This is a genomic window from Bradyrhizobium sp. CCBAU 53351, assembly GCF_015291745.1.
Classification (GTDB): Bacteria; Pseudomonadota; Alphaproteobacteria; order Rhizobiales; family Xanthobacteraceae; genus Bradyrhizobium.
The window spans coordinates 3,179,632-3,203,531 of sequence record NZ_CP030059.1 but is presented as its reverse complement, the minus strand read 5'-3'; the positions used below and the strand labels follow the sequence as shown (position 1 = coordinate 3,203,531).

Below are 23,900 nucleotides of genomic sequence, written 5' to 3'. Positions count from 1 at the left end.
TCATATCGGGTCTATCCCGCCGGTAAAAGACCCGCTTCCGTGTGACGCACCGTTTAGGCCGCGATTTTGCCGCGGTGGTGGTGCAAATCGGCCCGAGGTAAGCGGCTGTTGGTATTTTGTCCGCATATTCAATCAAATACAGCTAGATCTTGAGCCACTTGACTGATTCGGGGCGATAATACCCGTGACCTCATTCCCTCGTGCCGCTTGGCGGTCCACCGGCCTGGTCGTGTCCCTGATAGCAGGGCTGTCTGTCGGCTGCACTGCCCTCGCCAAGTCCAATGACAAGTCCAATGAGACGCCTGCGGAGGCCGCCAAGCCTGCGGCCACGGATGCCGCGAAGGGTTCGTCCAAGGGAACCAGCAAAGGCCCCGGCAAGGACATCGCGAAGGATACCGCCAAGGGTGCGAGCAAGGGTGCGGCCGCCCCCCCGGCCAAGGACGTTGCGAAGAAACCGGCCAAGGATGCCGGCAAGGACGCTGGCAAGGGCGCTGGCAAGGATACTGGCAAGAGCGCCGGAAAAGACGCCGCGAAAGACAAGCCCAAACCTGCCGCCGCGGCACCTGCGCCGAAATCACACCCGGCCGCCACCGCTGCGCATCCGAAAGCGGCCCCCGCGCCGGCCGTGACGGCCACGGTCAGACCGTCCGCCCCTGCGCCGAAACCCGCCGCAGCTCCCGTGCTGGCTCCTGCGACGCGCCAGCATGCCGCGCCGCGCAAGCCGGTCGTCCCGGCCGCGGTCGCAGCGACATCGTCGACGTCGCAGGGCGACAAGGAGACGCTGGAGAGCGTCATCGAGCTGGTGCGCAAGCGCAAGGCGGGTGATGCCACCAATGCCGCGGCGTCGATCTCGGATCCCGTCGCGCGAAAACTCGCGGAATGGATCATCCTGCGCAGCGAGGACAATGGCGCGACCGTGGAGCGCTACCGCGCCTTCCTCTCCGCCAATCCGAGCTGGCCGTCACAGACCTTCCTGCGCCGGCGCCTCGAAGCGGCGATGTGGGACGACAGGCGCGACGATTCCGTGGCGTGGTCGTGGTTCGAGACCGAGTCTCCGATCTCCGCCAAGGGCCGCTTCACGCTCGCCAAGGCGATGCTGGCGCGCGGCGACCGCGCCAACGCCGAGCGGCTGGTGCGTGAGGCCTGGCGCAGCGATCCGATGTCGGAGGACACCGAGAACAACGCGCTCGACCAGTTCGGTGCCCTGCTGACGCCGGGCGACCAGAAGTCGCGGATGGACACCCTGCTCTACGGCAGCGAGAACGAGGCCGCGATGCGCGCTGCAAAGCGCCTCGGCGCCGGCTACGTCGCGCTCGCCAAGGCCCGCATCGCCGCCGTCAAGAAAGCGCCCAACGCGCGCGCGCTGCTCGACGCGGTGCCGCGCGAGCTGCACAGCGATCCCGGCTTCATCTTCAGCAAGATCCAGCTCCTGCGCCGCGAGGAGAAGTTTGCGGAAGCGGCCCAGCTCATGCTGTCCGCGCCGAAGGATCCGGGCCGGCTCCACAATCTCGACGAATGGTGGATCGAGCGGCGCCTCCTGGCGCGCAAGATGATCGACACCGAGGAATTCCGCAGCGCCTATCTGATCGCGCGCGATGCCGCGCTGCCCTCGCGCGACATCTACAAGACCGAGCAGGAGTTCACCGCCGGGTGGATCGCGCTGCGCTTCCTCAATGATCCCGCGGCGGCCACCCAGCATTTCGCCCGCATCGGCGTCGGCAGCGTCAATCCGACCGCGCTGGCGCGTGCCGGCTACTGGCAGGGCCGCGCCGCGGAAGCGGCCGGACGCCAGCAGGAGGCGCGCAACGCCTATGCTCGGGCCGCCGAACAGTCGACCAGCTATTACGGCCAGCTCGCCCGGGCCAAGCTCGGCCTGCCGCAGATCGAGCTCAACAGCCAGCCGCGCGGGCGCGGCGCCGAACGTCTGGAGATCGTGCGCGCTGCGCACCTGCTCTACGAGCTCGACGAGCGCGAACTCGCGGTGCCCCTGCTCGCCGACATGGGCGAGAACGGCGATCCCGAGGTGCTTGCCGGCCTCGGCGAGCTCGCCCAGCGCTACAATGACGCGCGCGGCATGCTGCTGGTCGGCAAGGCCGCGCTCAATCGCGGCCTGCCGTTCGACTTCTACGCGTATCCCGTCAACGGCATTCCGCAATTCACGCCGATCGGCCCCGAGGTCGAGCGCAGCATCGTCTATGCGATCGCGCGGCAGGAAAGCGCGTTCAACCCTCGCGTGGTGTCGCCGGCGCAGGCCTACGGGCTGATGCAGGTGACGCCGGACGCCGCGCGCTATGTCTGCAAGCGGCATGGCGCGACCTACGATCTCGGCCGGCTGAAGAACGATTCGGTCTATAACGCCACGCTCGGCTCGGCCGAGCTCGGCGGACTGCTCGAGGATTACCGCGGCTCCTACATCATGACCTTTGCCGCCTACAATGCCGGCCGCGGCAGCGTGAAGAAATGGATCGACCGCTACGGCGATCCTCGCGACCCCAAGGTGGACGCGGTGGATTGGGTCGAGCTGATTCCGTTCTCCGAGACGCGCAACTACGTGCAGCGGATCATGGAGAACCTTCAGGTCTACCGCGCCCGCTTCGGCGGCGGCACGCGCTTGCAGATCGAAGCCGATTTGCGCCGCGGCGCCGGCAGCGTCGAGTAGCGAGCCGCACTCTTCGATTTGCTGCCGCGAGCCTGGGTGGCGCTCGCTGCCCTGGCAGAACCTCAGTCGCCGAACCATACCCAGCGATCGAAGGCGCTCCTTATTGCGGCCTTGCTCGACGCGCTCCTTGAGCGCTGCGCCAGCCGCCGTCAGAGCGGCAAGCTCGCATAGCCCCGCCTGCGCCAAGATGAAGACGCGGCCGCTGCAAAGGCCAGATCAGGCCGGTGCGGTTTGCAATGCCCCCCGTTCCCTCATCGGCTCAGCGCTCCCTCTTTCGGCGGCGAGGCGTTGGCACGGGTACGGCTGGCCAACGGCCGTTCTCCCTTGCGCGCCTCGGTCGGGAGCACGCGTGGAGATCCCCTCTCCCGCAACGACTTCCGTCAGACCGCAACGACACCCGATCAACGGAGAACGACACACCAACCTGGCCCATTGCGCGAAATGCGAGATCAAAGGCCGCGGCAAAAGAAAAACCCCGGCGGTTTCCCGCCGGGGTTCTCTGTCAGGTCGTTAGACCGAACTTACCAGTTGCGCTGAGCGCGGAGGAGCAGGGTGATGGTGTCCTGATCCTTCAGCTCGTACACAGCGGCCGGCTTGGCCGTCGTGCCGGCACCAGCGTAACCAACCGTACCGGAGTACTTCTGGTCGAGGTGGGTCCAGTTCAGGTCAGCCGAGAACGTGAGGTTCTTGACCGGGGTCCAGCGGGTGATCACACCGACCTGCGCCACAGCGAAGTCAGGGTTACAACCGGTGACACCGGCGAGGCCACCGAACACGCCGCCTGCACCGCCAGCGCCGCAAAGCGTGGTCTTGGCGAGCGAGCCGAACTGCGCCTGAGCGTAGGCACCGTACAGCGCGGTGTTCCAGTAGGGATCCCAGTTGTGGGTGTAGGCACCACGGAAGCCCCAGGTCTTCACAGTCTCCTGCGAAGAGCCGGTGACGAACACGGTGTCCGGAGCGATGGCGAAGCCGACGCTCTGGTAGGCAACGCCCGAGTTGCCGAACATCGAGTAGCTGCCGCCCGACAGGTTCTGGAAGTTGTAGCGGGACGCGCCGTCGGTGTAGACGCCCGAAATGTTGATCACGTCACCCGCACCAGTCGGGATGTTCTTGATCGACAGAGCGAGCTGAACTGCCCAGCCCCACTTGTCATCGGGGTGACCGGTGACTTCGTTGGCGCCGTAGTAGGCAACGTGGTTGTCATGCGCAGCGACCGACGCCTGGAAGAGACCCCAAGCCTGGTCGACACGGACCATACCGACGAGGTTCGGCGAACGCGAGCCGCCGATGGCGTTGGCGCCATAGGAGCCGCCGATCATGCCAGCAGCAGTCGCGCCGACCATGTTCAGGTTGCCGGCCTGATAGTAGGCCGTCGCGTCTTCAGCCGAGAACGAGGCCGTCACGCCCTGACCGAAGTCAGCGGTGTAGGTGAACTGGTTGACACCAGTGACCGTGCCGGAACCGCCGACGAGGCTGTCGAAGTTGTTGCCGGGATAGTTGGTCCAGGGCGCGTCGAACTGCGACACGGCCTTACCCATGGTGAAGCCGGCGAACTGGATGAAGGCGTAGTACACGCCGAGCGAACCGCCCGAGGTGTTGCCGTCGGTGCCGTTGATCGACGAACCAACGAGCGCCGGGGTGGCGCCGGAGGTGTTGAGCGCCAGCGTGCCGCTGTAAGCAGTGGTGCCGACCGCGCTGCCCGTGCCGGAGTAGTTGCCGGTGGTCCAGGAGAACACGCCGTCGAAGAAGGTACGGACGACGCCGTACTCGGTCGCGGTGCGCGTGTCGATGTTGAGATCTTCACGAGCGCGCATGGTGTAGTAGTTCGTCAGACGGTTGCGCGCGCCGTTGTTCGACGTCAGCTGACCGCTGAAGCTCGAGTTGGTGTTCAGCGCGACTTCAGCGCGCAGATAACCACCCAGCTTGATGCAGGTGTCGGTGCCCGGGATGTAGTAGAAACCCGCGCCGTACAGCGAGCAGATCTTCACGTATTCGACCGCCTTGGCCTTCACGGGGAGATCGGCTGCCTGCGCTCCGCCCACGGCGATCAGACCCGCCGCTGAGCCGAGCAAAAGGCTCTTAACCAACTTCATGTTAAACCTCCAAGTTGCTCTTCAGGGAAGGTCACTGACCGGACGGCCAATTCCCCAACCCCCTCTAAATCACCGCCTTGGCCCCCTTCGCGCCTTCGGACACACCCGCATGAACGCGAGGGACTTAAGCGAATGACCTAAACGGGACGACCTCGGGATGCCCCCCTCCGTCGCTCAGTCACAATTACCGAACGTCCTTGCACACACAACAAGAGAACGCTTCGAAACGGGCCCACGAAGCTTGTTTTCCGACGGGTGTTGCACAAATAACACGCAGATGTGATCGCAGCGCCCTCGCAACATATTGTTTTTTCTCATGTTTTTGAGGCGGTTCCATTCGCCGCCAAAACTCCTCACCTGAGGCAGCGGAGGCCGGGCACCGCGCTGTCGCGGCTCTGGCCGAACTCGAATCGCAGAATCGGACCGAGACTCACGGCTGCGACTCAAAGGCGAACCACAAACGGGGACGACTGGTCATCTGCTCGCGACGCTCACAGCAATCCGAGGGCACCCGAGCCGCGGCGCCTCTATATGCGGCGGCTCTATATATGTGTGGCTCGCTGGGGATGGCGCAGCGATATCGGGAGCAGGGCCAGCTCGGTCAGCGACGACCGAGGGATTCGGCACTCGACAGGCCCTCCCTGCCCCGCCTCTCCAATTGCGTTAATTAATTCAATATCTTACGCGCGCACGCCATTCTGATCGGCGGAATCGTCTTTCGGAATGCGGCCAAGACGCCAGCTCTGCACCTATTCTCGCAACGTGACGCTGCCGCCCCGGGGCGCAAACCCGTCTTGTTTCGAAATTCGCTGGGAATATTCGAGCGAAAACACACGCTTCCAAATTGACCGGCCCAAGCAATTAGATGCATAAGGCTCGCACCGGAGAGGTGGCCGAGTGGCTGAAGGCAACGCTTTGCTAAAGCGTCATACGGTCTCAAGCTGTATCGAGGGTTCGAATCCCTCCCTCTCCGCCACCCAGCGGCAGAATCGATCAAGATCTGGGCATTCGTTCACCTGAAAGCGATTGCTAGACCGGAGCGAAAGCCTGGCGCAGGAATCACCCCGCAGGAATCACCCGCAAGAATCGGCGCGGCTGCGCGCAGAGTCGATTCGCACTGACCTTATATGTGTGCGTCCGAATCTAGCGGTGGAACCGCCAGATCCGCCAATGCGAGGGCGAGATCAGCACGGCCTCGTCGGCCCAGACGTTGAACCAGACGCCGGACCTGCGCCGGCACGGAAACGACCAGGGCAGAATCCCGGTCTTGTGCAGGCGGCCGAGTTCCAGCTCGCACTCATCGGGAGCGATCTGAATCGGCAGCCATCGTCCATTGGTGTCGGGGTCGTTCATGCCGCCCGGGTCTTATGTGGCGGCACGACGGAAAAACTTGATTCAACGCAACCAGGCCCACCCGTGCGAACACGGGTGTGGATGCGATTTTGGATTCAGTGGGTGGAAACCCACGCCCTCGCCTCGCGCTGTGCGACCGAGATCTCGGCTTCCGACATCTGCCCGGCAACCTCCTGGCGCAGCGCTACGGCGTCCTTGCGGCCCTTCAGCGCGGCGAGGTTGAACCATTTATGCGCGGCGACGAGATCGACCAGGCCGGAGCGGCCGCTCGCCCAATAGATGCCGCGCTCGAACAGCAGGTCCGACAGCGTGCTCGTGTCGATCGGCGTTGCCGTCTCCAGATCGAAAGTACCCTGAAACATAACGCATCCCCTTTGTTCTTATGCCGCCTCGTTCCCCCGAGCGCGGCTCCCGTCCAACTCTGATGTGCATGACCCTTCCCGGGATCTTGCACTGTTCAACTCATCCCCAAGTCTGGTTGTCCAAATCTTGTTGCCGTTTGCCGGCTTGTTGGAGGCGATGATGGCGGGCAAATTTGAATGGCAGTTTAAGTATCGCGATGAAGCAGACGTAAACGCGCCCGCGCGGCACCGACGCGGGGATTTCAAGAAATCCTTGATTTGCAGGCACTTCTGCGATTCGTCAGATTCTGTTTACCGCAGGATTTTGGGACATCGATAACCATCGCGCGCTGTCGTGCGCGTGATGTGGGCGTCCATCCTCGCTGTCGTCACCGGCGACGGAGGCCCACCAAGGCTTCGCCGCGGTCTTGGGACGCCGACGCTTCAGCGAAGGCGGCGGCTGGGTATTCCAGAGACAGCAATGTCCCAGGACAGAGTGCGGCGGACCGGATCCGGTCGGAGCCGGGCGACGATACAGGCATTGCAGGAGAAGCGGCACGCATGCAGCGCGCGATCGATCGGCGGCCCGCGCCTGCCTCAAGGCGGCGCAGCCATGCACAGCGCGATCGCGCCGTGGTCAGATCAGCAATGTCTGGGAAAGGATTGCCGGCAATACCCCGGCCTCAAGAGAACGAGGGCGTCGGCGAACACGTCAGGACCAGATTCCACGATGGCCCGAAGGCCGCTTGTGAAATTGCGGAGCTCCTTGCGGAGAGCCGCACCGAACGAAGAAAACTCGTTTCTTCTGCCGGACCGCAAAGAGAACGGTCCGACCGTTGACCTGATGTCTCGCCGACACCCTCTATCGTCGATCAGATCCTCCAGGAGGCGCTGATGACGTGCCGGCTGCTAGAGCCGGCAAATTCAGAAGTCGAAGTTACTTCTTCTTCTTGGCGACCTTGCGGGTCTTCTTCGCAGTCTTCTTCACTGCGCTCTTCGCCTTCTTCGCCTTCTTCGCTTTCTTGGCCATGTTGCCCTCCGATGTGTGAGATGGCTTTAATCGCTGCGTGCAGTCGGGGATCGAATGCACTCATCCCGAATACACCAACACGACGAAAAAAACAGCGTCTCGCTTAAAGAAGTGTTGACGACGCAACGCGCGTGCGCTTGGCGAGCGCGATGCAAGCGCACTGCACGACGCGTGCGATCGACTGCAGAGAGTGCTCGCAACATCGATGTTCGCGGCATATGCGATTGCAGAAAAACACTATGCAGCAAGTATTTTTCTGTAGGCACGCATCGCACACGATCATCGCGACGACATGCATCGCCAATCGCGCGAGTGTCTCGCGAGGGCGCTTCGCGGACTCTGAGTCGCGACTTTTGGCAACGAAAATATTTTCATGATTAACGGCGCGAGCGCCCGTCGAGGCGCGCGCAAGGCGCCGTTTTGCGCGAATCGCGTGACGGCGATTCGGTCGTCACATCGCAGCTGATCGGGATGAAGTTTGCCGCCGAGGATGCGCGCGAGCATCGCATCGAGAGCGGAAGCGAGGTGACGAAGCGCGTCCGTCACCTCGCTCGCGCGCGTGAGATCAGACGCCGAGCTTGGACTTGAGCAGGTCGTTGACGCTTTGCGGGTTGGCTTTGCCGCCCGAAGCTTTCATCACCTGGCCGACGAACCAGCCGAGCGACTGCGGCTTGTCCTTGACCTGCGCGGCCTTGTCGGGATTGGCCGCGATGATGTCGTCGACAACCTTTTCGATCGCCGAAAGGTCCGTGACCTGCTTCATGCCGCGACTTTCGACCAGCGCGCGGGGATCGCCGCCTTCCTGCCAGACGATCTCGAACAGATCCTTGGCGATCTTTCCGGAGATCGTGCCCTCGCCGATCAGGTCGACGATCGCAGCCAGTTGCTCGGCGCTCACCGGAGAGCCCGTAATATCCCGGCCTTCCTTGTTGAGACGGCCGAACAGCTCGTTGATCACCCAGTTCGCCGCCATCTTGCCGTCGCGCGCGCGGTTGCCGAGCCTGTCCAGCACGGTCTCGTAGAACACCGCGCTCTCACGCTCGGCGACCAGCACGCTCGCATCATAGGCCGACAGCCCGAGATCGGCGACGAAGCGCGTCTTCTTCTGGTCCGGCAGCTCGGGCAGCTCGGCCTTCAGCTCATCGACGTAGCTTTGCGAGAACTCCAGCGGCAACAGATCGGGATCGGGGAAGTAGCGGTAGTCATGCGCCTCTTCCTTCGACCGCATCGAGCGCGTCTCGCCCTTGTTGGGGTCGAACCGGCGCGTCTCCTGCTCGATCTGCCCACCATCCTCCAGGATCTCGATCTGGCGGCGCGCTTCATACTCGATCGCCTGGCCGATGAAGGTGATCGAGTTCATGTTCTTGATCTCGCAGCGGGTGCCGAGCGGCGCGCCGGGCTTGCGCACGGACACATTGACGTCGGCACGCAAGGATCCCTTCTCCATGTCGCCGTCGCAGGTGCCAAGGTAGCGCATGATCGAGCGCAGCTTGGTCACATAGGCCTTGGCCTGCTCGGCGTCGCGGATGTCCGGTTTCGAGACAATCTCCATCAGCGCCACGCCGCAGCGGTTGAAATCGATGTAGGAGAGCGACGGCGACCGGTCGTGCAGCATCTTGCCGGGATCCTGCTCCAGATGCAGCCGCTCGATACCGATGGTGGTGGTCTTGCCGCCGTCGAGATCGACGATCACCTCGCCCTCACCCACGATCGGCGAGGCATACTGGCTGATCTGGTAGCCCTGCGGCAGGTCGGGATAGAAATAGTTCTTCCGGTCGAACACCGAACGCAGATTGATCTTCGCGTTGAGGCCGAGCCCGCTCCGGACAGCCTGTCTGACACATTCCTCGTTGATGACGGGCAGCATGCCCGGCATCGCGACATCCACCAGCGACACCTGGCTATTCGGCTCGCCGCCGAACGCGGTCGACGCGCCCGAGAACAATTTTGCGTTCGAGGTCACCTGGGCGTGGATCTCGATGCCGATGACCATCTCCCAGTCGCCGGTTGCGCCTTTGAGAAGTTTGTGGGGTGCGGCAGGTGCGTTCATGAGCTTCGATGTCCGGATAAGGTCATATCTGGGATAGCTGGGCTTCGCGCAACGGATGGTGCCAGTCAAGCTGGAGAACGTGGCGCGTCGATGATGGAATGGCCAGCGCGGCACCTGCTCCCCGTCCGGGCTTGCGACCGCCCACGCAGACATTGACGCGAGGTCCCGGCACGCCGTACAAGTTGTGCGCAGGGGGCAATGCATGTTTTTTCGCGTTTCGATGCTGGCGGCTGCGGCCGCCGTTCTCGTGTCGTGTTCGACACCTTACCAGCAACAGAGCATCACCGGTGGATCGGACGTCAAGGAATTGAGGGCTGACGTCTACCGCGTGAGCTTCCAGGGCAATGGCTATACCACCCGGGAGAGCGTTCAAGTCTATTGGCTCTACCGAGCTGCCCAATTGGCGCTCGAAAAGGGCTTCGCCGGTTTTGAGGTCCTCTCCGACATTCATTTTGTGATGCGCCGGCCGCCGGCGGAGGATCGGACAGGCCCGCGTCTTGCCAGCGCCGTGCCATCGTTGCGCACCTACATTCCGGTATCGCCGCAGGAGACGGCTGATTTCAGGGTCTGGGATCGCGGCGATCTCGCGAGCCGGTCGGATGAGCCGATCCGGCTCGCGCGCGGTGCCGTCTTCATCTACACGGGCGGTGGGGCGGTAGCGCCCAAGCCCGGCATCGAGGCGGACGTGCATTTCCTGCCGGCGCCTGTCGAGGCGGCGCCGCCGAAAGTGTTCAATGCCAAGGCGCTGATTGCCCAGTTGGAGCCGCTCATCAAGGCCGAGCGGTGCAACCTCGGCAATGTCTGTCCGCATGTTCACGAATATCTGTTGCCGAAGGGGACGCTGAGATAGCGCGGCCGCGCGACAAAGGCGCGGATCAAGCGAGCAGCGTGGTGGCGATCCGCTCCCACTCCGCCTCCAATGAATCCTTTGCCGTCGGCCGTCCGGCCTGGCGGTACCAATAGCCGGCATTGCCGAGATCGCCTTCGACGCGGTGCAAGTAAGCGTGCACCCAGGCGGCGTCGCGCCCCTGGTCGTCCTGAACGATCTTGTGGGCCTGGTCCCAGTCGCCCTTGGCGGCCCACCAGAGACCTCTGAGCGGCGCGTTCAGATCCGGCGCAGGCGCCGCGCCGTCGAGGCTCGCGATGAAGCCAGCGACATTCACCACCACCTCGTCGGTGTGAAGCGGCCGGCGGCCTGCTCGATCACCTCGCCGAGCGAGAACAGCGTCTCCTCGTCGAAGGGACGGCCGATCAGCTGCAGGCCGAGCGGCAGGCCTTGCGCGTCCTTGCCGGCGGGAACGGCGATGCCGGGCAGGCCCGCCATGTTCACAGTCACCGTGAAGATGTCGTTGAGATACATCTCGACCGGATCGGCGCCGCCCTTCTCGCCGATGCCGAAGGCGGCCGACGGCGTTGCGGGGGTGAGGATCGCGTCGACGCCCTTGGCGAAGCAATCCTCGAAGTCCTTCTTGATCAGCGTGCGTACCTTCTGGGCGCGCAAATAATAGGCGTCGTAATAGCCGGCCGAGAGCACATAGGTGCCGATCATGACGCGGCGGCGCACTTCCGCGCCAAACCCTTCCGCGCGGGTGTTCTCGTAGAGCTCGATGATATTCTTGCCCTGCTCGCGCAGGCCGTAGCGAACACCGTCATAGCGCGCGAGGTTGGAGGACGCCTCCGCCGGCGCCACGATGTAATAGGCCGGCAGGGCGTATTTGGTGTGCGGCAGCGACACCTCGACGAGTTCCGCGCCGGCGGCCTTCAGCCACGCCGCGCCCTCGGTCCAGAGCTTCTCGATCTCGGCCGGCATGCCGTCGAGGCGATATTCCTTGGGAATGCCGATCTTCATGCCCTTCACGGACCTGCCGATCGCGGCCTCGTAATCCGGCACGGCAATGTCGACCGAGGTCGTGTCCTTCGGATCGTGGCCGGCCATCGAGCGGAGCAGCATCGCAGCATCGCGCACGCTGCGCGCGATGGGACCTGCCTGGTCGAGCGAGGAGGCAAAGGCGACGATGCCCCAGCGCGAGCAGCGGCCATAGGTCGGCTTGATGCCGACGGTCGCGGTGAATGCCGCCGGCTGACGGATCGAGCCACCGGTGTCGGTCGCGGTCGCGCCCATGCACAAGAGCGCCGCCACGGCCGAGGCCGAGCCGCCGGACGAGCCGCCGGGCACCAGCGTGGTGTTGCTGCCCTCGCGCCGCCAGGGATTGCCGACGGGACCGAAGCACGAGGTCTCGTTGGCCGAGCCCATCGCGAACTCGTCATTGTTGAGCTTGCCGAGCATCACGGCGCCGTCGCGCCAGAGCTGCGAGGTCACCGTGGACTCATAGGTTGGCACGAAATTGCCGAGAATCTTCGAGCACGCCGTGGTGCGCACGCCCTTGGTCGCGAACAGATCCTTGATGCCGAGCGGGATGCCGGCGAGCGGGCCGACGTCGCCCTTGGCGATCTTCTGGTCTGCGGCCTTCGCCATGCTGCGCGCCTGGTCCGGCGTCTCCATCACGAAGGCGTTGAGCACGCGCGCGGCTTCGATCGCGTTCAGATGCGCGTCGGTCAGCTCGAGGGACGTGAAAGTCTTGTCGGCGAGACCCTTGCGGGCCTCGGCGAGCGTCAGTGATGTCAAATCGGTCATTTATTGATCGGGCTGCAGAAGAACGGAGACAGGGTCTTGTCGTTGGCCGGGTCGTCTTTCTTGGCGGCGGCGTTCGCGGCCGCCTCGATCTCGTCGAGCACGGCATTGACGGCGACATTGGGGTCGGCAGCCTTGCCCTGCCGCTCCATCTTGTCGAGGTAATTCATGTAGGCCTGATAGGCCTTCTCATCGTCGCAAAGCAGACACATCGGACTTGGTCCTGAGAATTATTCAACCACCTTCGGCACCAAGAAGAAGTGCCCCTCGGTCGCGGGCGCGTTGGCAACGATTTCGTCGGCAATCCCGCCGTCATCGACCACGTCCTGCCGCTTCTTCATCTGCATCGGGGTGACCGAGGTCATGGGCTCCACACCCTCGACATTGACTTCCGAGAGCTGCTCGACGAAGGCGAGCATGGCGTTGAGCTCGCCCTGCAGATGCGGAACCTCGTCCTCGGAAACCGCAATGCGCGCCAGATGCGCGATGCGGCGGACGGTAGCGGCGTCGACGGACATTATATAAGGCCTCTCACGGCAAAACCTATGTGCCGTATAGCAGAGGCCGCTTTTGCGCCGCAACCGGCCGGCGGGCTTAGCCGGCCAGCGCTTTCATGCGGGCCAGCGCCGATTTGGCGATATCCCGGGTCAATTCGGCCGCGGGAAGCTCCCGGCCCATGGCGATCGCCTGTCCAGCCCAGAGATTGGTGAAATCCGGGCGGCCCTGCTTCTCGGCTGCCGCCTTGAGCGGTGCCAGAGCCGTCGCGGCGTGGGGGAACGGCGGCGCATCCGCCGAGATCGGGCCCGCTTCGCGCATCAGCCGATTCTGGACGCCGCGCGCCGGCCGCCCCGTCATGACATTGGTGATGACGGTGGAATCGTCGCGTCCTTCGGCCAATGCGGCGCGCCCCGCCGCGGTCACCTTGGATTCCGGACAGCGCAGGTACGCGCTGCCGATCTGCACGCCGGAGGCACCGAGCGCGAAGGCCGCGGCGATGCCGCGTCCGTCCGCGATGCCGCCGGCGGCAATGACGGGCACCTTCACGGCGTCGACGATCTGCGGCACCAACGCAAGATTGCCGGGTTGCTCCGCGATCTTGTCGGTCAGGAACATGCCGCGATGGCCGCCGGCCTCCGCGCCTTGCGCGATCACGGCATCGACACCGCGTTGATCGAGCCAGACGGCCTCCTTCACCGTCGTGGCCGACGCAATCACGAGACATCCGGCCGCTCTGACCCGGTCGAGCAGCGCCTTCTCCGGCAGACCAAAATGGAAGCTGACGACTTCCGGCTTCAGCTCTTCCACAACCGCGCACATCGCCTCATCGAACGGTGCCCGGTTGGCCGCATTGACCGGCGCTGCCGGGTCGAGGCCGTGTTGCCGGTAGTAGTCTGCAAGGCGCTGCTTCCAGCGCGCCTCCGCCTCTTGCGTGAGTTCGACCGGCGTGTGGCAGAAGAAGTTCAGATTGACAGGCGCCGTCACGCCCTTGCGGATGGTGGCGACCTGCTCCCGGATCTTCTCCGGCGACAGCATCGCGCAAGGCAAAGAGCCCAGCGCGCCGCCCTGCGCCGCCGCAATCACCAGCTCCGCATCCATCACACCGGCCATCGGCGCCAGCACGATGGGAAATTCAGTCTTGAAGAGGTCGATCAATCGACGGTCAGGCCACATGGGTTTGCTCTCTCGTTCTGACCCTCTCCCCTTGTGGGAGAGGGTGGCTCGCCGCATAGCGGCGAGACGGGTGAGGGGTTTGCATCCGCGGAAGCAAACTTCTCGGATTGGACTTTATTCTCCGCGGATAGAACCCCTCATCCGGCGCTGCGCGCCACCTTCTCCCACAAGGGGAGAAGGAAAGGCACTCGAATTGCGTCTTCCTTCCAGCAGTTGCTCCGCTTCGGTCGCAATCCGTTCGACGATCTCGGCGGCAGGCGGGATATCATGGATCAGCCCGACTGCCTCGCCGGCAAAGACTGCGGCAACCTCGAAATTACCCGCGGCTTTTGCCGCCGCATATTCCACAGCGACCTCATCTACGCGCTGCATCAGCTCGACCTCGCGGCCGGTCCAGCGCCTGATGTGATCGTTGACCAGCGTTCGTGCCGTGAACGGGGCTGGCCAGAACAGGCCTCGCGACCAGTCAACGACGACGCCGCGCACCGTGTCGTTGCCGGTCGCCATGCGAATGCGTTCCTTGGCCTCCTGCGCGCCATTGGCCTCCACGCTCGCATAGAAACGCGTGCCGATCAGCACGGCGGATGCGCCCAGCATCATCATGGCGGCGAGGCCCCTTCCGTCGGCGATCCCGCCGGCCGCGACGACGGGCACCCGTCCGGCCGCGAGATCGACGATCGCAGGCACGATGTCGACCGTGGTGCGCGATGCGCCATGGCCGCCCGCCTCCGTCCCCTGTGCGATCAGGATATCCGCGCCGGCATCGAGCGCCTGCCTGGCCATGTCCTCGCTCTGCACCTGGCAGATCAACCGGGCACCGCTCGCCGCAATGCGCGGCGCGAACGGCGCGGGATCGCCGAATGACAGCATGATGGCCTGAGGACCAGCGTCGAGCGCGATGTCGAGCAGCTCGGGCTGCTTGGCCAGGCTCCAGGTGATTAAGCCGATCCCGAACGGCGCAAAGCCCTTCAGCTCTGCGGCTTCCGTCCGAAGCCGGACGGGGTCGCCGTATCCACCACCCAGGATGCCGAAGCCGCCAGCCTCGCTGACGGCGCGGGTCAGCCGACTGCCCGCGATCGTATCCATGGGAGCCGACAGGATCGGATGCCTGATCCCGAGAAGCTCCGTCAGCGGCGTGGCAATCGGCATGCGTCCTCCCACTCTGGACAGGAAGACTAGGCGCAAATATCATTCTTCAAAATTGAATTCTACAGAACGCTGCCATCTCAAAAGAGAAACGGGCCATGGAACTAAGCGATCTCCAGACCTTCGCGATTGTGGCCCGCACCGGCGGTATCACCCGCGCCGCGCAGGAGCTGAATACCGTGCAATCCAACGTCACCCAGCGCGTCAAGGCACTGGAGGCGGAGATCGGCACCCCGCTGTTCGAACGCCATAGCCGGGGCATGACACTCACCGGCGCCGGCAAGCGCCTCCTGCCCTATGCAGAGCGGATGGCTGCGCTGTCGCACGAGGCCGTGCTTGCCGCGCGCGACGATGGCGAACCCAAGGGACCACTTGCAATCGGCTCGATGGAAACGACTGCAGCGGTGCGGCTGCCGCCCCTGCTCGCCGATTTTCATCGCCGCTTTCCCGCCGTGCGGCTCTCCTTGCGCACCGCCCCCACGGCCGATTTGGTCGCAGCCGTGCTCGAAGGCGCGCTCGACGGCGCTTTTGTCGCGGGCCCCATCGCGCATGCCGACCTCACCGCAACGAGCGCTTTTCGCGAGGAGCTGGTGCTGGTCAGCGCGCGGCGCTGGGCTTCGCTCGCCGAGCTGCGCGCCGGCACGCCGGAATCCGGCCCGACCGCATTGGTGTTCCGCACCGGCTGCACCTATCGCCAACGGCTCGAGCAGATCTTCGTCGATTACGGCTGGCCTTCGGCCGCGCGCTTCGAGCTCGGCACGCTCGACGGCATGATCGGATGCGTCGCCGCCGACATGGGCGTGACATTGCTGCCGCGTGCGGTGGTCGAACGCAGCGCCATGAACGGCAACGTCTCGATCCACACGCTCAGCGCCGCGCATGCGCGCGTCGAGACGCTCTTCGTCCAACGAAGCGCCGGACATCAAGCCAGCGCGCTGAGCGGCTTTGCCGCTTGCCTGAAGACCGACGAGGAGGTCATCGCGGCCTGAGGTGCCATCGCCGCAACGCCACGACGGACCAGATCGCTTCGACGAGACCGAACGGCCAGGCTCCCTGAAGAAAGCCGTAGGCCGAGCCGAGCGCGCAGGACGCGGCGAACAGCAGCACGAACCAATGGCTGCGGTCTTCCATGGCGTAAGTGACCAGCATCGCCGTGACGGCGAACAGGCCGAATAATGTCAGCGCATCCATTGTTCCGGGTTCACTCCGCGGCGCAACGCGTGATATGCGCTACACATGCCGGCTCTTATCCTGCCACTCGTCGACGCTGCAACCCACTGGCCCGCGCGCGGCGCGCTGGTCGGGCTCGATTTGGGCACCAAGACCATCGGCGTTGCCGTGTCCGACCCGGATCGGCGGCTTGCGACCGGCGTCGAGACGATCCAGCGCAAACAATTCAAGCAGGACGCCGCCCGGCTGCTGTCGATTGCGGCGGAGCGCAGGGTGGTTGGTTTCGTGCTCGGCCTTCCCATCAACATGGACGGCAGCGAGGGCCCGCGCGCGCAATCCACCCGCGCCTTCGCCCGCAATCTTGCCGGTCTGACCGCCCTCCCCATCGGCCTGTGGGACGAGCGCCTCTCGACCGCGGCGGTCGAGCGCGAGCTGATCGGCATGGACGTCAGCCGCGCCAAGCGTGCCGAGGTGATCGACGAGCACGCCGCAATCTTCATCCTGCAAGGTGCGCTTGACCGTCTCGTCAATCTCGGTCCAAGGACCGCCTGACCGATGGCCGTCGTCATCGCGGCGCTGCTGCCGGTCTTCATCCTCATCGTACTCGGCGTCGTGCTGAAGCGCAGCCTGATGCGGCTCGACACGCAATGGCACGGGCTGGAGCGGCTGACCTATTTCGTGCTGTTTCCGATGCTGCTGATCCAGACGCTGGTGAAAGCCGATCTCTCCAAAGTGCCGGTCGCCGGCGTTGGCGGCGCGCTGCTGCTGTCGGCGCTGGCAATGTCGCTGCTCTGCCTCGCGCTCCGCCCTGCCCTGGCGCGGCTCGGGATCGACGGCCCCGCCTTCACCTCGATCTTCCAGGGCGCGACCCGCTGGCAGACCTTCGTGGGACTGTCCGTCTGCGCCAACATGTTCGGCGATGTCGGACTGGCGCTCGCTTCGGTCGCCATGGTCGCCATCATCCCGCTCGTCAACGTGTTCAGCGTCGCCGTGCTCGCCCATTACGCAGCGCCCGAAAAGCAATCCGGCCGCACCATCGTCATGACGGTGGTTCGCAATCCCCTGATCTGGGCCTGCGCGATCGGGCTCTTCATCAATGTTACCCATTTGCCGCTGCCAAAGCTCTGGCATGAGGTGGCCGACCCGCTCAGCCGCTCCTCGCTCGCGATCGGCCTGCTCGTCACCGGCGCCGGCCTGCATCTCGAAGGCCTGCTGCGGCCGAGCGTCGGCGCTGCGCTGGGCGTCGTCTTCAAGCTGGTGCTGATGCCGGCAATCGCCCTCGCTCTCGCCGTCTGGTTCGGACTGTCGGGCGAAAGCCTGGCGATCGTCGCGATCTGCTCGGCGGTGCCGACCTCGTCGAGCGCCTATGTCCTGGCACGCCAGATGGGCGGCGACGCGCCGCTGCTGGCGCAGATCATCACGCTGCAGACGATCTTGGCCGCGATCACGATGCCGATCGCGATCGCGCTGGCGGCCTAACTCCCCAGCCACATCGTCAGCACCACCGCGGTCAGATTGTTCAGCGCGTGCAGCACGATGGTGAGCCAGAGCGAATTCGCGCGATAGCGCATGTAGCCGAACCACAGACCGATGGTGAAGACTTCGGCGAGGAAGTACATGTCGTATTGCAGATGAACGATGGTCCACGCCAGGGACGACAGCAGGATCGCGCCCGGCACCCGCAGGAAGCTCGCCGACCAGCCGCGATAGAGGAAGCCGCGCGCCAGGATCTCTTCGGACATCGGGGCGGCCACGCTGAAGGCGAACAGAAGCAACAGCGCCGCGCCCTTGTCGCGGCCGGATTTCAGCAGATCGGTCATGAAGCCCGGCGTCGCCTCGCGGCCGAGCGCGCGCGACATCGTCTCCCAGACCACCACGATCAGGATGAGGCCGACAGCGCCGAACAGGAGCTGCTTCCAGGACGGCCAGTGCAGGGCGAGATAATCGATGAAGGAAGCCTTCTTGATGGCGATGGCGAGCCACACTGCCAGAAGCGTCGCCGGCAGGCCCATGACGACCGAGAGCGCAAGCGTCTGGGGCTCGTGGCCGACGAGCTGGAGCGAGGCGAAGTCCATGGGCAGACCACGCTGCGCCACCAGCAGGACGACGGCGCCGATCTGTCCGACGAACATCGCGACGAAGATGAAGAGGCCCCACAGGGCCGTGCCCCAGAACTTCCAGACGCGTGGCGTCGCTGGCGCCACGGTCAGCGGGGGACGGTCGGGATCGAGGGAGTCCATCAAGACGCTTTCGTTTGGAAGACTCACGGCAGCGCCCGATCCAGCAGCGCGCGGACCTCGGCGCTCTCCAGCTCGACCGCGCCGTACATGCTGGCGTGGTTAGTGGCGAGCCGCGTCGCCGCGAACAATTCGGCATGGCGCGGCGACACGCCGTTCAGCGCCGCAGCCGCGGCCAGCAGAGCGAGCTTCTCGACGGCAAGCCGCGCCATGCGTTCGCCATCGGCGCGGCGGAAGGTCTTGCCGATGAAGCCGACCGCATCCCCCGCCCCCGGCAAACCCTTCGTCTCGGCCGCCAACGATTGCAGCACGGCCGTCGCCGCCTCCGGCTCGCGCGAGAGTGCGCGGAGCACGTCGAGGCACATCACGTTGCCCGAGCCTTCCCAGATCGCGTTGACCGGCGACTCCCTGTAGTGCCGCGCCAGAATGCCGTCCTCGACATAGCCATTGCCGCCGAGGCACTCCATGGCCTCATAGAGGAACGGCGGCGCGCTCTTGCAAGTCCAGTATTTGATCGCCGGCGTGAGCAGCCGCATATAGGCCGCCTCCGCCGCATCGTGCGGCGTGCGGTCGAAGGCGCGGCAGAGTCGCATGATCAGCGCCGTGCTCGCCTCGACATGCAGCGCCATGTCCGACAGCACGGCCTGCATCAGGGGCTGATCGGCCAGATGCTTCTGGAACACGCTGCGGTGACGGGCGTGATGTAGCGCGTGCGCCAGCCCCGAGCGCATCAGGCCGACGGAGGCGATCGCGCAATCCTGCCGCGTCAGCTGCACCATCTGGATGATGGTCCGGATGCCCTTGCCCTCCTCGCCAACCGCTTGCGCATAGGCGCCGACGAATTCGACTTCGGACGACGCATTGGAGCGGTTGCCGAGCTTCTCCTTCAGCCGCTGGAACTGGATCGCATTCACGGAACCGTCGGGTGCAAAGCGCGGCATGAAGAAGCAGGTCAGCCCCTGCTCGGCCTGCGCCAGCACCAGGAAGGCATCGCACATCGGCGCCGACATGAACCATTTATGGCCGGTGATGCGATAGGCATCGCCCTCGCGCACCGCGCGCGTCATGTTGGAGCGCACGTCGGTGCCGCCCTGCTTCTCGGTCATGCCCATGCCGAGCGTCATGCCGCGCTTCTGCCACCACGGTGCAAAGCTCGGGTCGTAACTCCTGCTCGACAGCACCGGCATCACGCGCGCCAGCAGATCCGGCTGCATCGCCAGCGCACCGACCGAGGCGCGCGTCATCGTGATCGGGCAGAGATGGCCGGTCTCGACCTGCGCGGCCATGTAGAATTTGGCCGCACGAATGACTTCAGCGGCATCGCCCGCGGGCTTTCCGTCCGCCGTCCATGTCGAATTGTGCACGCCGGCATGCGCGCTGTGCGCCATGAGCTCGTGATAGGCCGGGTGAAACTCGACCTGGTCGCGGCGATTGCCTTTTGCGTCGAAAGTGCGCAGCTTCGGCGTGTTCTCGTTTGCGAGGCGACCGCGATCGGCCATCGCCGCCGAGCCCCATTGCTTGCCGAATGCAGAGAGCTCGCGCTCCGCCGCCGCACCGCCATTGGCCTTCACCGCATCGACCAGCGGCCGGTCCACCGTGAACAGGTCGATTTCCTCGAACGGCGGTGACTGATTGAAGACCTCGTGGGTCGCAAAGCTCGGCTGCGTCATCAGGTTCCTCGGCGCGGAATCAGTTCCGCCGCGGCTGGATCGGGAAATCATAGGCCGCTCCACCGGCCCCCGGCAGGGAAAAATGCCACCACTCTTTCGAATAGTTCACAAAGCCTTGCCTGGCCATCGCAGCCACCAGCCGCTTGCGCCAGCTGCGCTGCTCCGGCGTGATCGATGGTGCCGCAGTATGGCCCTTCGTGTCGGTACAGTCGTAGCCGGTCCCCATGTCGACACTGCCTTCGGGGGCGCGCGCTTCGACCGGCGCGGTGCAATCGGCATAGGTCCTTGATGGGTCGTATTTGGCGGAGTTGTCAGCTTTCAGATCGACCAAGGTCAAATCGAGCGCCGCACCGGTGGAATGCTGCGAGCGGCTGGCGATGTAGCCGAGGCGGAACAGCTCGGTCTTCGGGATCTTCGGATTGTAGCGCCGCCCGGCGGCGGTCTCGTGACCGTTCTGAGACCACTTGACCATGTCGAGCGAGGCCCGCGCCGGCCGGTAGCAGTCGAACATCTTGAGCGAGAGATTTTGCGCGGTGAGCTCCTGCTGCACCGCCTTCAGCCGCAGCCCGACTTCGCGCTTCACCACGCATTCACCCGCATTGTAGCCGGCGAGCGGACGGCCGACGAAATTGTTGGATGTGGCGTAGCGGATGTCCTGGATGATGCTGGGGTCGATGTCGCGCAAATAAACGAAATCGCCGGGGAGCGATTGGGCGTGGGCGGATGAGGCAGCAAAGACAACGACGATCGCAATTCGAACTGATTTCACAATATCCATCCACACGTCATGGCCGGGCTTGTCCCGGCCATCCACGACCTTTCTGCGGCCACAGTGCAAGAACGTGGATGCCCGGGACAAGCCCGGGCATGACGGAGAGGACAAACCGACAGATCAGGGGATAACTCCCCGCCCCGGCATTGGCCCTTGCCCACCCCGCCGTCCACGCCTATAGCTCTCGTTTTAATGACATCGAAATCGACCTTCGTCCTCGGCCACCGGCATTTGCTGGGCATCGAGGGCCTCTCCGCGGCCGACATCACCGGCCTGCTCGACCTGTCCGAAGAATATGTCGAGCTCAACCGCCAGGTTGACAAGAAGCGCACCGTCCTGCGGGGACGGACGCAGGTGAACCTCTTCTTCGAGGCCTCCACCCGGACCCAGTCCTCGTTCGAGCTCGCGGGCAAGCGGCTCGGCGCGGACGTCATGAACATGTCGGTCGCCTCCTCGTCCATCAAGAAGGGCGAGACGCTGATCGACACCGCGATGACGCTGAACGCCATGCACCCGGACATCCTGGTGATGCGCCATCACGCCTCCGGCGCGGTGGAACTGCTGGCACGCAAGGTTGACGGTTCCGTGATCAATGCCGGCGACGGCGCGCATGAGCATCCGACCCAGGCGCTGCTCGACGCGCTCACCATCCGCCGCAACAAGGGCCGCATCGAGGGGCTCGTGGTCGCGATCTGCGGCGACGTGCTGCATTCGCGCGTTGCCCGCTCCAACATCATCTTGCTCAACACCATGGGCGCCCGCGTCCGCGTGGTCGGTCCCTCCACGCTGCTGCCGCCCGGCATCGAGCGGATGGGCGTCGAGGTCGCGCGCGACATGCGCGAGGGTCTCAACGGCGCCGACATCGTCATGATGCTGCGGCTGCAGCGCGAGCGCATGAACGGCTCCTTCGTGCCGTCGTCGTCCGAATATTTCCATTATTTCGGGCTCGACCAGAAGAAGCTCGCCTACGCCAAGCCGGACGCCCTCGTGATGCATCCCGGCCCCATGAACCGCGGCGTCGAGATCGACTCGATCGTGGCCGACGGCGCGCAGTCCCTGATCCGCGAACAGGTGGAGATGGGCGTCGCCGTGCGCATGGCGGTGCTGGAAGCGCTCGCCCGTAACCTGCCGAACGCGTGATGCCGATGTTGACCGATCGCCGCCCCATCCTGCTCGCCAACGCCCGCGTCGTCGATCCCTCCAGGGATTTCGACGGTGTCGGCGACGTCCTGATTGCCGACGGCACCATCCGCGAGACCCGCCGCGGCATTGGCGCGGCCGGCGTCCCCGAGGGCACCGACATCGTCAACTGCTCCGGCAAGATCGTCGCGCCCGGCCTCGTCGACATGCGCGCCTTCGTCGGCGAACCCGGCTTCAGCCATCGCGAGACCTTTGCCACCGCCAGCCAGGCCGCCGCGACCGGCGGCATCACCACCATCATCTGCCAGCCCGATACGTCGCCGGTGATCGACAATTCGGCGACGGTCGATTTCGTGATGCGCCGCGCCCGCGACACCGCGATCGTCAACATCCAGCCGATGGCCGCCCTCACCAAGGGCATGCACGGCCAGGAGATGACCGAGTTCGGCCTGCTCAAGGCCGCAGGCGCGATCGCCTTCAGCGATACCACCAGAAGCGTGACCAATGCGCAGGTGATGCGTCGCGCGCTGACCTATGCGCGCGATTTCGACGCGCTGATCGTGCACTTCACCGAGGACCCCGATCTCGTCGGCGAAGGCGTGATGAACGAAGGCGAGTTCGCATCGCGCCTCGGCCTGATGGGCATCCCGAGTGCCGCCGAAGCCGTCATCCTCGAACGCGACATGCGCCTCGTCGCCCTGACCGGCGGCCGCTATCACGCTGCCTCGCTGAGCTGCATCGACTCCCTCGACATCCTGCAGCGCGCCCGCGATGCCGGGCTCGCCGTCAGCGCCTCGGTCTCGATCAACCATCTGGCGCTGAACGAGAACGACATCGGCCCCTACCGTTCCTTCCTGAAGCTGTCGCCCCCGCTGCGCAGCGAGGACCACCGCAGCGCGCTGGTGGCCGCGGTGGCCTCCGGCCTGCTCGACGTCATCATGTCCGACCACAATCCGCAGGACGTCGAGGTCAAGCGCCTGCCGTTCGCCGAAGCGGCCCCGGGCGCCGTCGGCCTCGAGACCATGCTGCCGGCGGGCCTGCGCCTCGTGCACAATGGCGAGATGGACCTGAAGACGCTGATCCGCGCGATGTCGACCCGCCCGGCCGAGCTGCTCGGCCTGCCTGGCGGAACCCTGCGCGCCGGCAGCCCGGCCGACGTCATCGTGATCGACCCCGACGTACCCTGGGTGGTCGATCCCGCCGACCTCAAATCGCCCTGCAAGAACACCCCGTTCGACGAGGCCCGCTTTACAGGCCGCGTGGTGCGCACCATTGTCGGCGGCCGCACGGTGTACGAGCATGTCTGACCTGAAATCCAGCCTTTGGAGCTTCCGTCATGGGGCTTGAAGCCTTCCTGCCGGTGGCCTTCGTCATCGGCTATCTGCTCGGCTCGATTCCGTTCGGCCTCGTCCTGACCCGGCTCGCGGGCACGCAGGATATCCGCTCGATCGGCTCCGGCAGCATCGGCGCCACCAATGTGCTGCGCACCGGGAGCAAGGGCCTTGCCGCCGGCACCCTGTTGCTCGATGCGCTCAAGGGCACCGCCGCCGTGGTGATCGCCGGCTACCTCGCAGGGCCCAATGCCGCCATGGTGGCCGGGCTCGGTGCCTTCCTCGGCCATCTCTTCCCGGTCTGGCTCAAGTTCAAGGGCGGCAAGGGCGTCGCGACCTATATCGGCGTCCTGCTCGGCCTGTTCTGGCCCGGCATGGTGGTGTTCTGCCTGCTCTGGCTCGCGACCGCCTTCACTACCCGCTACTCGTCGCTGTCGGCACTGGTGGCGGCGTTCATCACGCCGGTCTTCCTGTGGTGGTTCGGGCACCTCGCACTCGCAGCATTGTTCGCGGTGCTGACGCTGCTGATGTTCTACGCGCATCGCGAGAACATCAAGCGGCTGCAAGCGGGCAAGGAAAGCCGGATCGGCGAGAAGGCGTAGTCG

Annotated in this window: 22 protein-coding genes and 1 tRNA gene; 9 read left to right on the top strand and 14 right to left on the bottom strand. The window is 65.0% G+C overall.

What is annotated here, in order from left to right; translation table 11 throughout:
- Window positions 1–184: 184 nt before the first annotated feature.
- The gene (locus XH83_RS14920) at window positions 185–2,659 is read left to right on the top strand and encodes a lytic transglycosylase domain-containing protein (RefSeq protein WP_194407713.1); all 2,475 of its coding nucleotides are present in this window, start codon (window positions 185–187) and stop codon (window positions 2,657–2,659) included.
- A gap of 521 nt (window positions 2,660–3,180) precedes the next feature.
- On the opposite strand, the gene XH83_RS14915 is transcribed toward XH83_RS14920, so the two are convergent.
- On the bottom strand, window positions 3,181–4,752 hold the full coding sequence (locus XH83_RS14915; protein WP_194407712.1) for a porin: 1,572 nt from the start codon (window positions 4,750–4,752) through the stop codon (window positions 3,181–3,183).
- An 883-nt stretch (window positions 4,753–5,635) separates the two neighbouring features.
- Between XH83_RS14915 and XH83_RS14910 the strand changes: the two genes are divergently transcribed.
- Window positions 5,636–5,728: transfer RNA gene (locus XH83_RS14910), tRNA-Ser, on the top strand.
- Between the two features lie 167 nt (window positions 5,729–5,895).
- On the opposite strand, the gene XH83_RS14905 is transcribed toward XH83_RS14910, so the two are convergent.
- From XH83_RS14905 to gatB, 3 genes are all read right to left on the bottom strand, one after another.
- Window positions 5,896–6,105 (bottom strand): hypothetical protein, encoded by a 210-nt coding sequence (locus tag XH83_RS14905; RefSeq protein WP_194407711.1) that lies wholly within the window; start codon window positions 6,103–6,105, stop codon window positions 5,896–5,898.
- Between the two features lie 95 nt (window positions 6,106–6,200).
- The gene (locus tag XH83_RS14900; protein ID WP_194407710.1) at window positions 6,201–6,467 is read right to left on the bottom strand and encodes a hypothetical protein; all 267 of its coding nucleotides are present in this window, start codon (window positions 6,465–6,467) and stop codon (window positions 6,201–6,203) included.
- A gap of 1,574 nt (window positions 6,468–8,041) precedes the next feature.
- Window positions 8,042–9,526, bottom strand: a complete 1,485-nt coding sequence (gene gatB, locus XH83_RS14895; RefSeq protein WP_194407709.1) for an Asp-tRNA(Asn)/Glu-tRNA(Gln) amidotransferase subunit GatB — start codon at window positions 9,524–9,526, stop codon at window positions 8,042–8,044.
- Between the two features lie 202 nt (window positions 9,527–9,728).
- Here gatB and XH83_RS14890 point away from each other — a divergent pair, with 202 nt between their 5' ends.
- Window positions 9,729–10,376 (top strand): hypothetical protein, encoded by a 648-nt coding sequence (locus XH83_RS14890; RefSeq protein WP_194407708.1) that lies wholly within the window; start codon window positions 9,729–9,731, stop codon window positions 10,374–10,376.
- Between the two features lie 25 nt (window positions 10,377–10,401).
- On the opposite strand, the gene XH83_RS14885 is transcribed toward XH83_RS14890, so the two are convergent.
- The 6 genes from XH83_RS14885 to XH83_RS14860 all read right to left on the bottom strand — a co-directional run bounded on the left by XH83_RS14885 (window position 10,402) and on the right by XH83_RS14860 (window position 14,978).
- Complete coding sequence (locus XH83_RS14885) at window positions 10,402–10,695, bottom strand: hypothetical protein (RefSeq protein ID WP_194407707.1); 294 nt, start codon at window positions 10,693–10,695, stop codon at window positions 10,402–10,404.
- The gene (gene gatA, locus XH83_RS14880; RefSeq protein WP_194407706.1) at window positions 10,686–12,161 is read right to left on the bottom strand and encodes an Asp-tRNA(Asn)/Glu-tRNA(Gln) amidotransferase subunit GatA; all 1,476 of its coding nucleotides are present in this window, start codon (window positions 12,159–12,161) and stop codon (window positions 10,686–10,688) included. Before gatA ends, XH83_RS14885 begins: the two co-directional genes overlap by 10 nt.
- On the bottom strand, window positions 12,158–12,370 hold the full coding sequence (locus tag XH83_RS14875) for a hypothetical protein (protein WP_018321091.1): 213 nt from the start codon (window positions 12,368–12,370) through the stop codon (window positions 12,158–12,160). Before XH83_RS14875 ends, gatA begins: the two co-directional genes overlap by 4 nt.
- Before the next feature lie 18 nt (window positions 12,371–12,388).
- Window positions 12,389–12,676 carry an Asp-tRNA(Asn)/Glu-tRNA(Gln) amidotransferase subunit GatC gene (gatC, locus tag XH83_RS14870; protein ID WP_194407705.1) on the bottom strand — a complete coding sequence of 96 codons (288 nt, stop codon included), beginning with the start codon at window positions 12,674–12,676 and terminating at the stop codon, window positions 12,389–12,391.
- A 76-nt stretch (window positions 12,677–12,752) separates the two neighbouring features.
- Window positions 12,753–13,829 (bottom strand): nitronate monooxygenase family protein, encoded by a 1,077-nt coding sequence (locus tag XH83_RS14865; protein WP_194407704.1) that lies wholly within the window; start codon window positions 13,827–13,829, stop codon window positions 12,753–12,755.
- A 114-nt stretch (window positions 13,830–13,943) separates the two neighbouring features.
- The gene (locus tag XH83_RS14860; RefSeq protein ID WP_194407703.1) at window positions 13,944–14,978 is read right to left on the bottom strand and encodes a nitronate monooxygenase family protein; all 1,035 of its coding nucleotides are present in this window, start codon (window positions 14,976–14,978) and stop codon (window positions 13,944–13,946) included.
- 95 nt (window positions 14,979–15,073) lie between these two features.
- Between XH83_RS14860 and XH83_RS14855 the strand changes: the two genes are divergently transcribed.
- Window positions 15,074–15,964 carry a LysR family transcriptional regulator gene (locus tag XH83_RS14855; RefSeq protein WP_194407702.1) on the top strand — a complete coding sequence of 297 codons (891 nt, stop codon included), beginning with the start codon at window positions 15,074–15,076 and terminating at the stop codon, window positions 15,962–15,964.
- Here the strand turns inward: XH83_RS14855 and XH83_RS14850 are convergent.
- Window positions 15,951–16,166 (bottom strand): hypothetical protein, encoded by a 216-nt coding sequence (locus tag XH83_RS14850; protein WP_194407701.1) that lies wholly within the window; start codon window positions 16,164–16,166, stop codon window positions 15,951–15,953. The two genes, XH83_RS14855 and XH83_RS14850, sit on opposite strands and share 14 nt — an antisense overlap.
- Before the next feature lie 45 nt (window positions 16,167–16,211).
- Between XH83_RS14850 and ruvX the strand changes: the two genes are divergently transcribed.
- Together ruvX and XH83_RS14840 are read left to right on the top strand one after the other, a co-directional pair.
- Complete coding sequence (gene ruvX, locus XH83_RS14845) at window positions 16,212–16,697, top strand: Holliday junction resolvase RuvX (RefSeq protein WP_194407700.1); 486 nt, start codon at window positions 16,212–16,214, stop codon at window positions 16,695–16,697.
- 3 nt (window positions 16,698–16,700) lie between these two features.
- Entirely contained in the window at window positions 16,701–17,624 is a 924-nt protein-coding gene (locus tag XH83_RS14840) for an AEC family transporter (protein ID WP_194407699.1), read from the top strand.
- On the opposite strand, the gene XH83_RS14835 is transcribed toward XH83_RS14840, so the two are convergent.
- From XH83_RS14835 to XH83_RS14825, 3 genes are read right to left on the bottom strand one after another with little or no spacing between them, the layout of a single operon-like run.
- Window positions 17,621–18,385, bottom strand: a complete 765-nt coding sequence (locus XH83_RS14835; RefSeq protein WP_194408269.1) for a CPBP family intramembrane glutamic endopeptidase — start codon at window positions 18,383–18,385, stop codon at window positions 17,621–17,623. The genes XH83_RS14840 and XH83_RS14835 overlap by 4 nt on opposite strands.
- 23 nt (window positions 18,386–18,408) lie before the next feature.
- A complete protein-coding gene (locus XH83_RS14830) occupies window positions 18,409–20,052 on the bottom strand; it encodes an isovaleryl-CoA dehydrogenase (RefSeq protein WP_194407698.1) in 1,644 nt (547 codons plus the stop codon).
- A gap of 19 nt (window positions 20,053–20,071) precedes the next feature.
- Complete coding sequence (locus XH83_RS14825; protein WP_194407697.1) at window positions 20,072–20,830, bottom strand: M15 family metallopeptidase; 759 nt, start codon at window positions 20,828–20,830, stop codon at window positions 20,072–20,074.
- Window positions 20,831–21,016: 186 nt separating this feature from the next.
- Between XH83_RS14825 and XH83_RS14820 the strand changes: the two genes are divergently transcribed.
- From XH83_RS14820 to plsY, 3 genes are read left to right on the top strand one after another with little or no spacing between them, the layout of a single operon-like run.
- On the top strand, window positions 21,017–21,964 hold the full coding sequence (locus XH83_RS14820) for an aspartate carbamoyltransferase catalytic subunit (protein WP_194407696.1): 948 nt from the start codon (window positions 21,017–21,019) through the stop codon (window positions 21,962–21,964).
- Window positions 21,965–21,969: 5 nt separating this feature from the next.
- Window positions 21,970–23,271, top strand: coding sequence for a dihydroorotase (locus XH83_RS14815; protein ID WP_194408268.1), 1,302 nt, complete (start codon window positions 21,970–21,972; stop codon window positions 23,269–23,271).
- A gap of 29 nt (window positions 23,272–23,300) precedes the next feature.
- Window positions 23,301–23,897, top strand: coding sequence for a glycerol-3-phosphate 1-O-acyltransferase PlsY (gene plsY / locus XH83_RS14810; protein WP_194407695.1), 597 nt, complete (start codon window positions 23,301–23,303; stop codon window positions 23,895–23,897).
- The last annotated feature ends 3 nt before the right edge of the window (window positions 23,898–23,900 follow it).

What these genes read in the sequence shown, in the direction of transcription:
- XH83_RS14915 (WP_194407712.1), bottom strand. Translation starts at nt 4,752, where the DNA reads ATGAAGTTGGTTAAGAGCCTTTTGCTCGGCTCAGCGGCGGGTCTGATC.
- XH83_RS14865 (WP_194407704.1), bottom strand. Translation starts at nt 13,829, where the DNA reads ATGTGGCCTGACCGTCGATTGATCGACCTCTTCAAGACTGAATTTCCC.
- XH83_RS14815 (WP_194408268.1), top strand. Translation starts at nt 21,970, where the DNA reads ATGTTGACCGATCGCCGCCCCATCCTGCTCGCCAACGCCCGCGTCGTC.
- gatB (WP_194407709.1), bottom strand. Translation starts at nt 9,526, where the DNA reads ATGAACGCACCTGCCGCACCCCACAAACTTCTCAAAGGCGCAACCGGC.
- gatA (WP_194407706.1), bottom strand. Translation starts at nt 12,161, where the DNA reads ATGACCGATTTGACATCACTGACGCTCGCCGAGGCCCGCAAGGGTCTC.
- XH83_RS14905 (WP_194407711.1), bottom strand. Translation starts at nt 6,105, where the DNA reads ATGAACGACCCCGACACCAATGGACGATGGCTGCCGATTCAGATCGCT.
- XH83_RS14820 (WP_194407696.1), top strand. Translation starts at nt 21,017, where the DNA reads ATGACATCGAAATCGACCTTCGTCCTCGGCCACCGGCATTTGCTGGGC.
- XH83_RS14850 (WP_194407701.1), bottom strand. Translation starts at nt 16,166, where the DNA reads ATGGATGCGCTGACATTATTCGGCCTGTTCGCCGTCACGGCGATGCTG.
- XH83_RS14840 (WP_194407699.1), top strand. Translation starts at nt 16,701, where the DNA reads ATGGCCGTCGTCATCGCGGCGCTGCTGCCGGTCTTCATCCTCATCGTA.
- plsY (WP_194407695.1), top strand. Translation starts at nt 23,301, where the DNA reads ATGGGGCTTGAAGCCTTCCTGCCGGTGGCCTTCGTCATCGGCTATCTG.
- XH83_RS14830 (WP_194407698.1), bottom strand. Translation starts at nt 20,052, where the DNA reads ATGACGCAGCCGAGCTTTGCGACCCACGAGGTCTTCAATCAGTCACCG.
- XH83_RS14860 (WP_194407703.1), bottom strand. Translation starts at nt 14,978, where the DNA reads ATGCCGATTGCCACGCCGCTGACGGAGCTTCTCGGGATCAGGCATCCG.
- XH83_RS14875 (WP_018321091.1), bottom strand. Translation starts at nt 12,370, where the DNA reads ATGTGTCTGCTTTGCGACGATGAGAAGGCCTATCAGGCCTACATGAAT.
- XH83_RS14835 (WP_194408269.1), bottom strand. Translation starts at nt 18,385, where the DNA reads ATGGACTCCCTCGATCCCGACCGTCCCCCGCTGACCGTGGCGCCAGCG.
- XH83_RS14900 (WP_194407710.1), bottom strand. Translation starts at nt 6,467, where the DNA reads ATGTTTCAGGGTACTTTCGATCTGGAGACGGCAACGCCGATCGACACG.
- XH83_RS14855 (WP_194407702.1), top strand. Translation starts at nt 15,074, where the DNA reads ATGGAACTAAGCGATCTCCAGACCTTCGCGATTGTGGCCCGCACCGGC.
- ruvX (WP_194407700.1), top strand. Translation starts at nt 16,212, where the DNA reads ATGCCGGCTCTTATCCTGCCACTCGTCGACGCTGCAACCCACTGGCCC.
- XH83_RS14825 (WP_194407697.1), bottom strand. Translation starts at nt 20,830, where the DNA reads ATGGATATTGTGAAATCAGTTCGAATTGCGATCGTCGTTGTCTTTGCT.
- gatC (WP_194407705.1), bottom strand. Translation starts at nt 12,676, where the DNA reads ATGTCCGTCGACGCCGCTACCGTCCGCCGCATCGCGCATCTGGCGCGC.
- XH83_RS14890 (WP_194407708.1), top strand. Translation starts at nt 9,729, where the DNA reads ATGTTTTTTCGCGTTTCGATGCTGGCGGCTGCGGCCGCCGTTCTCGTG.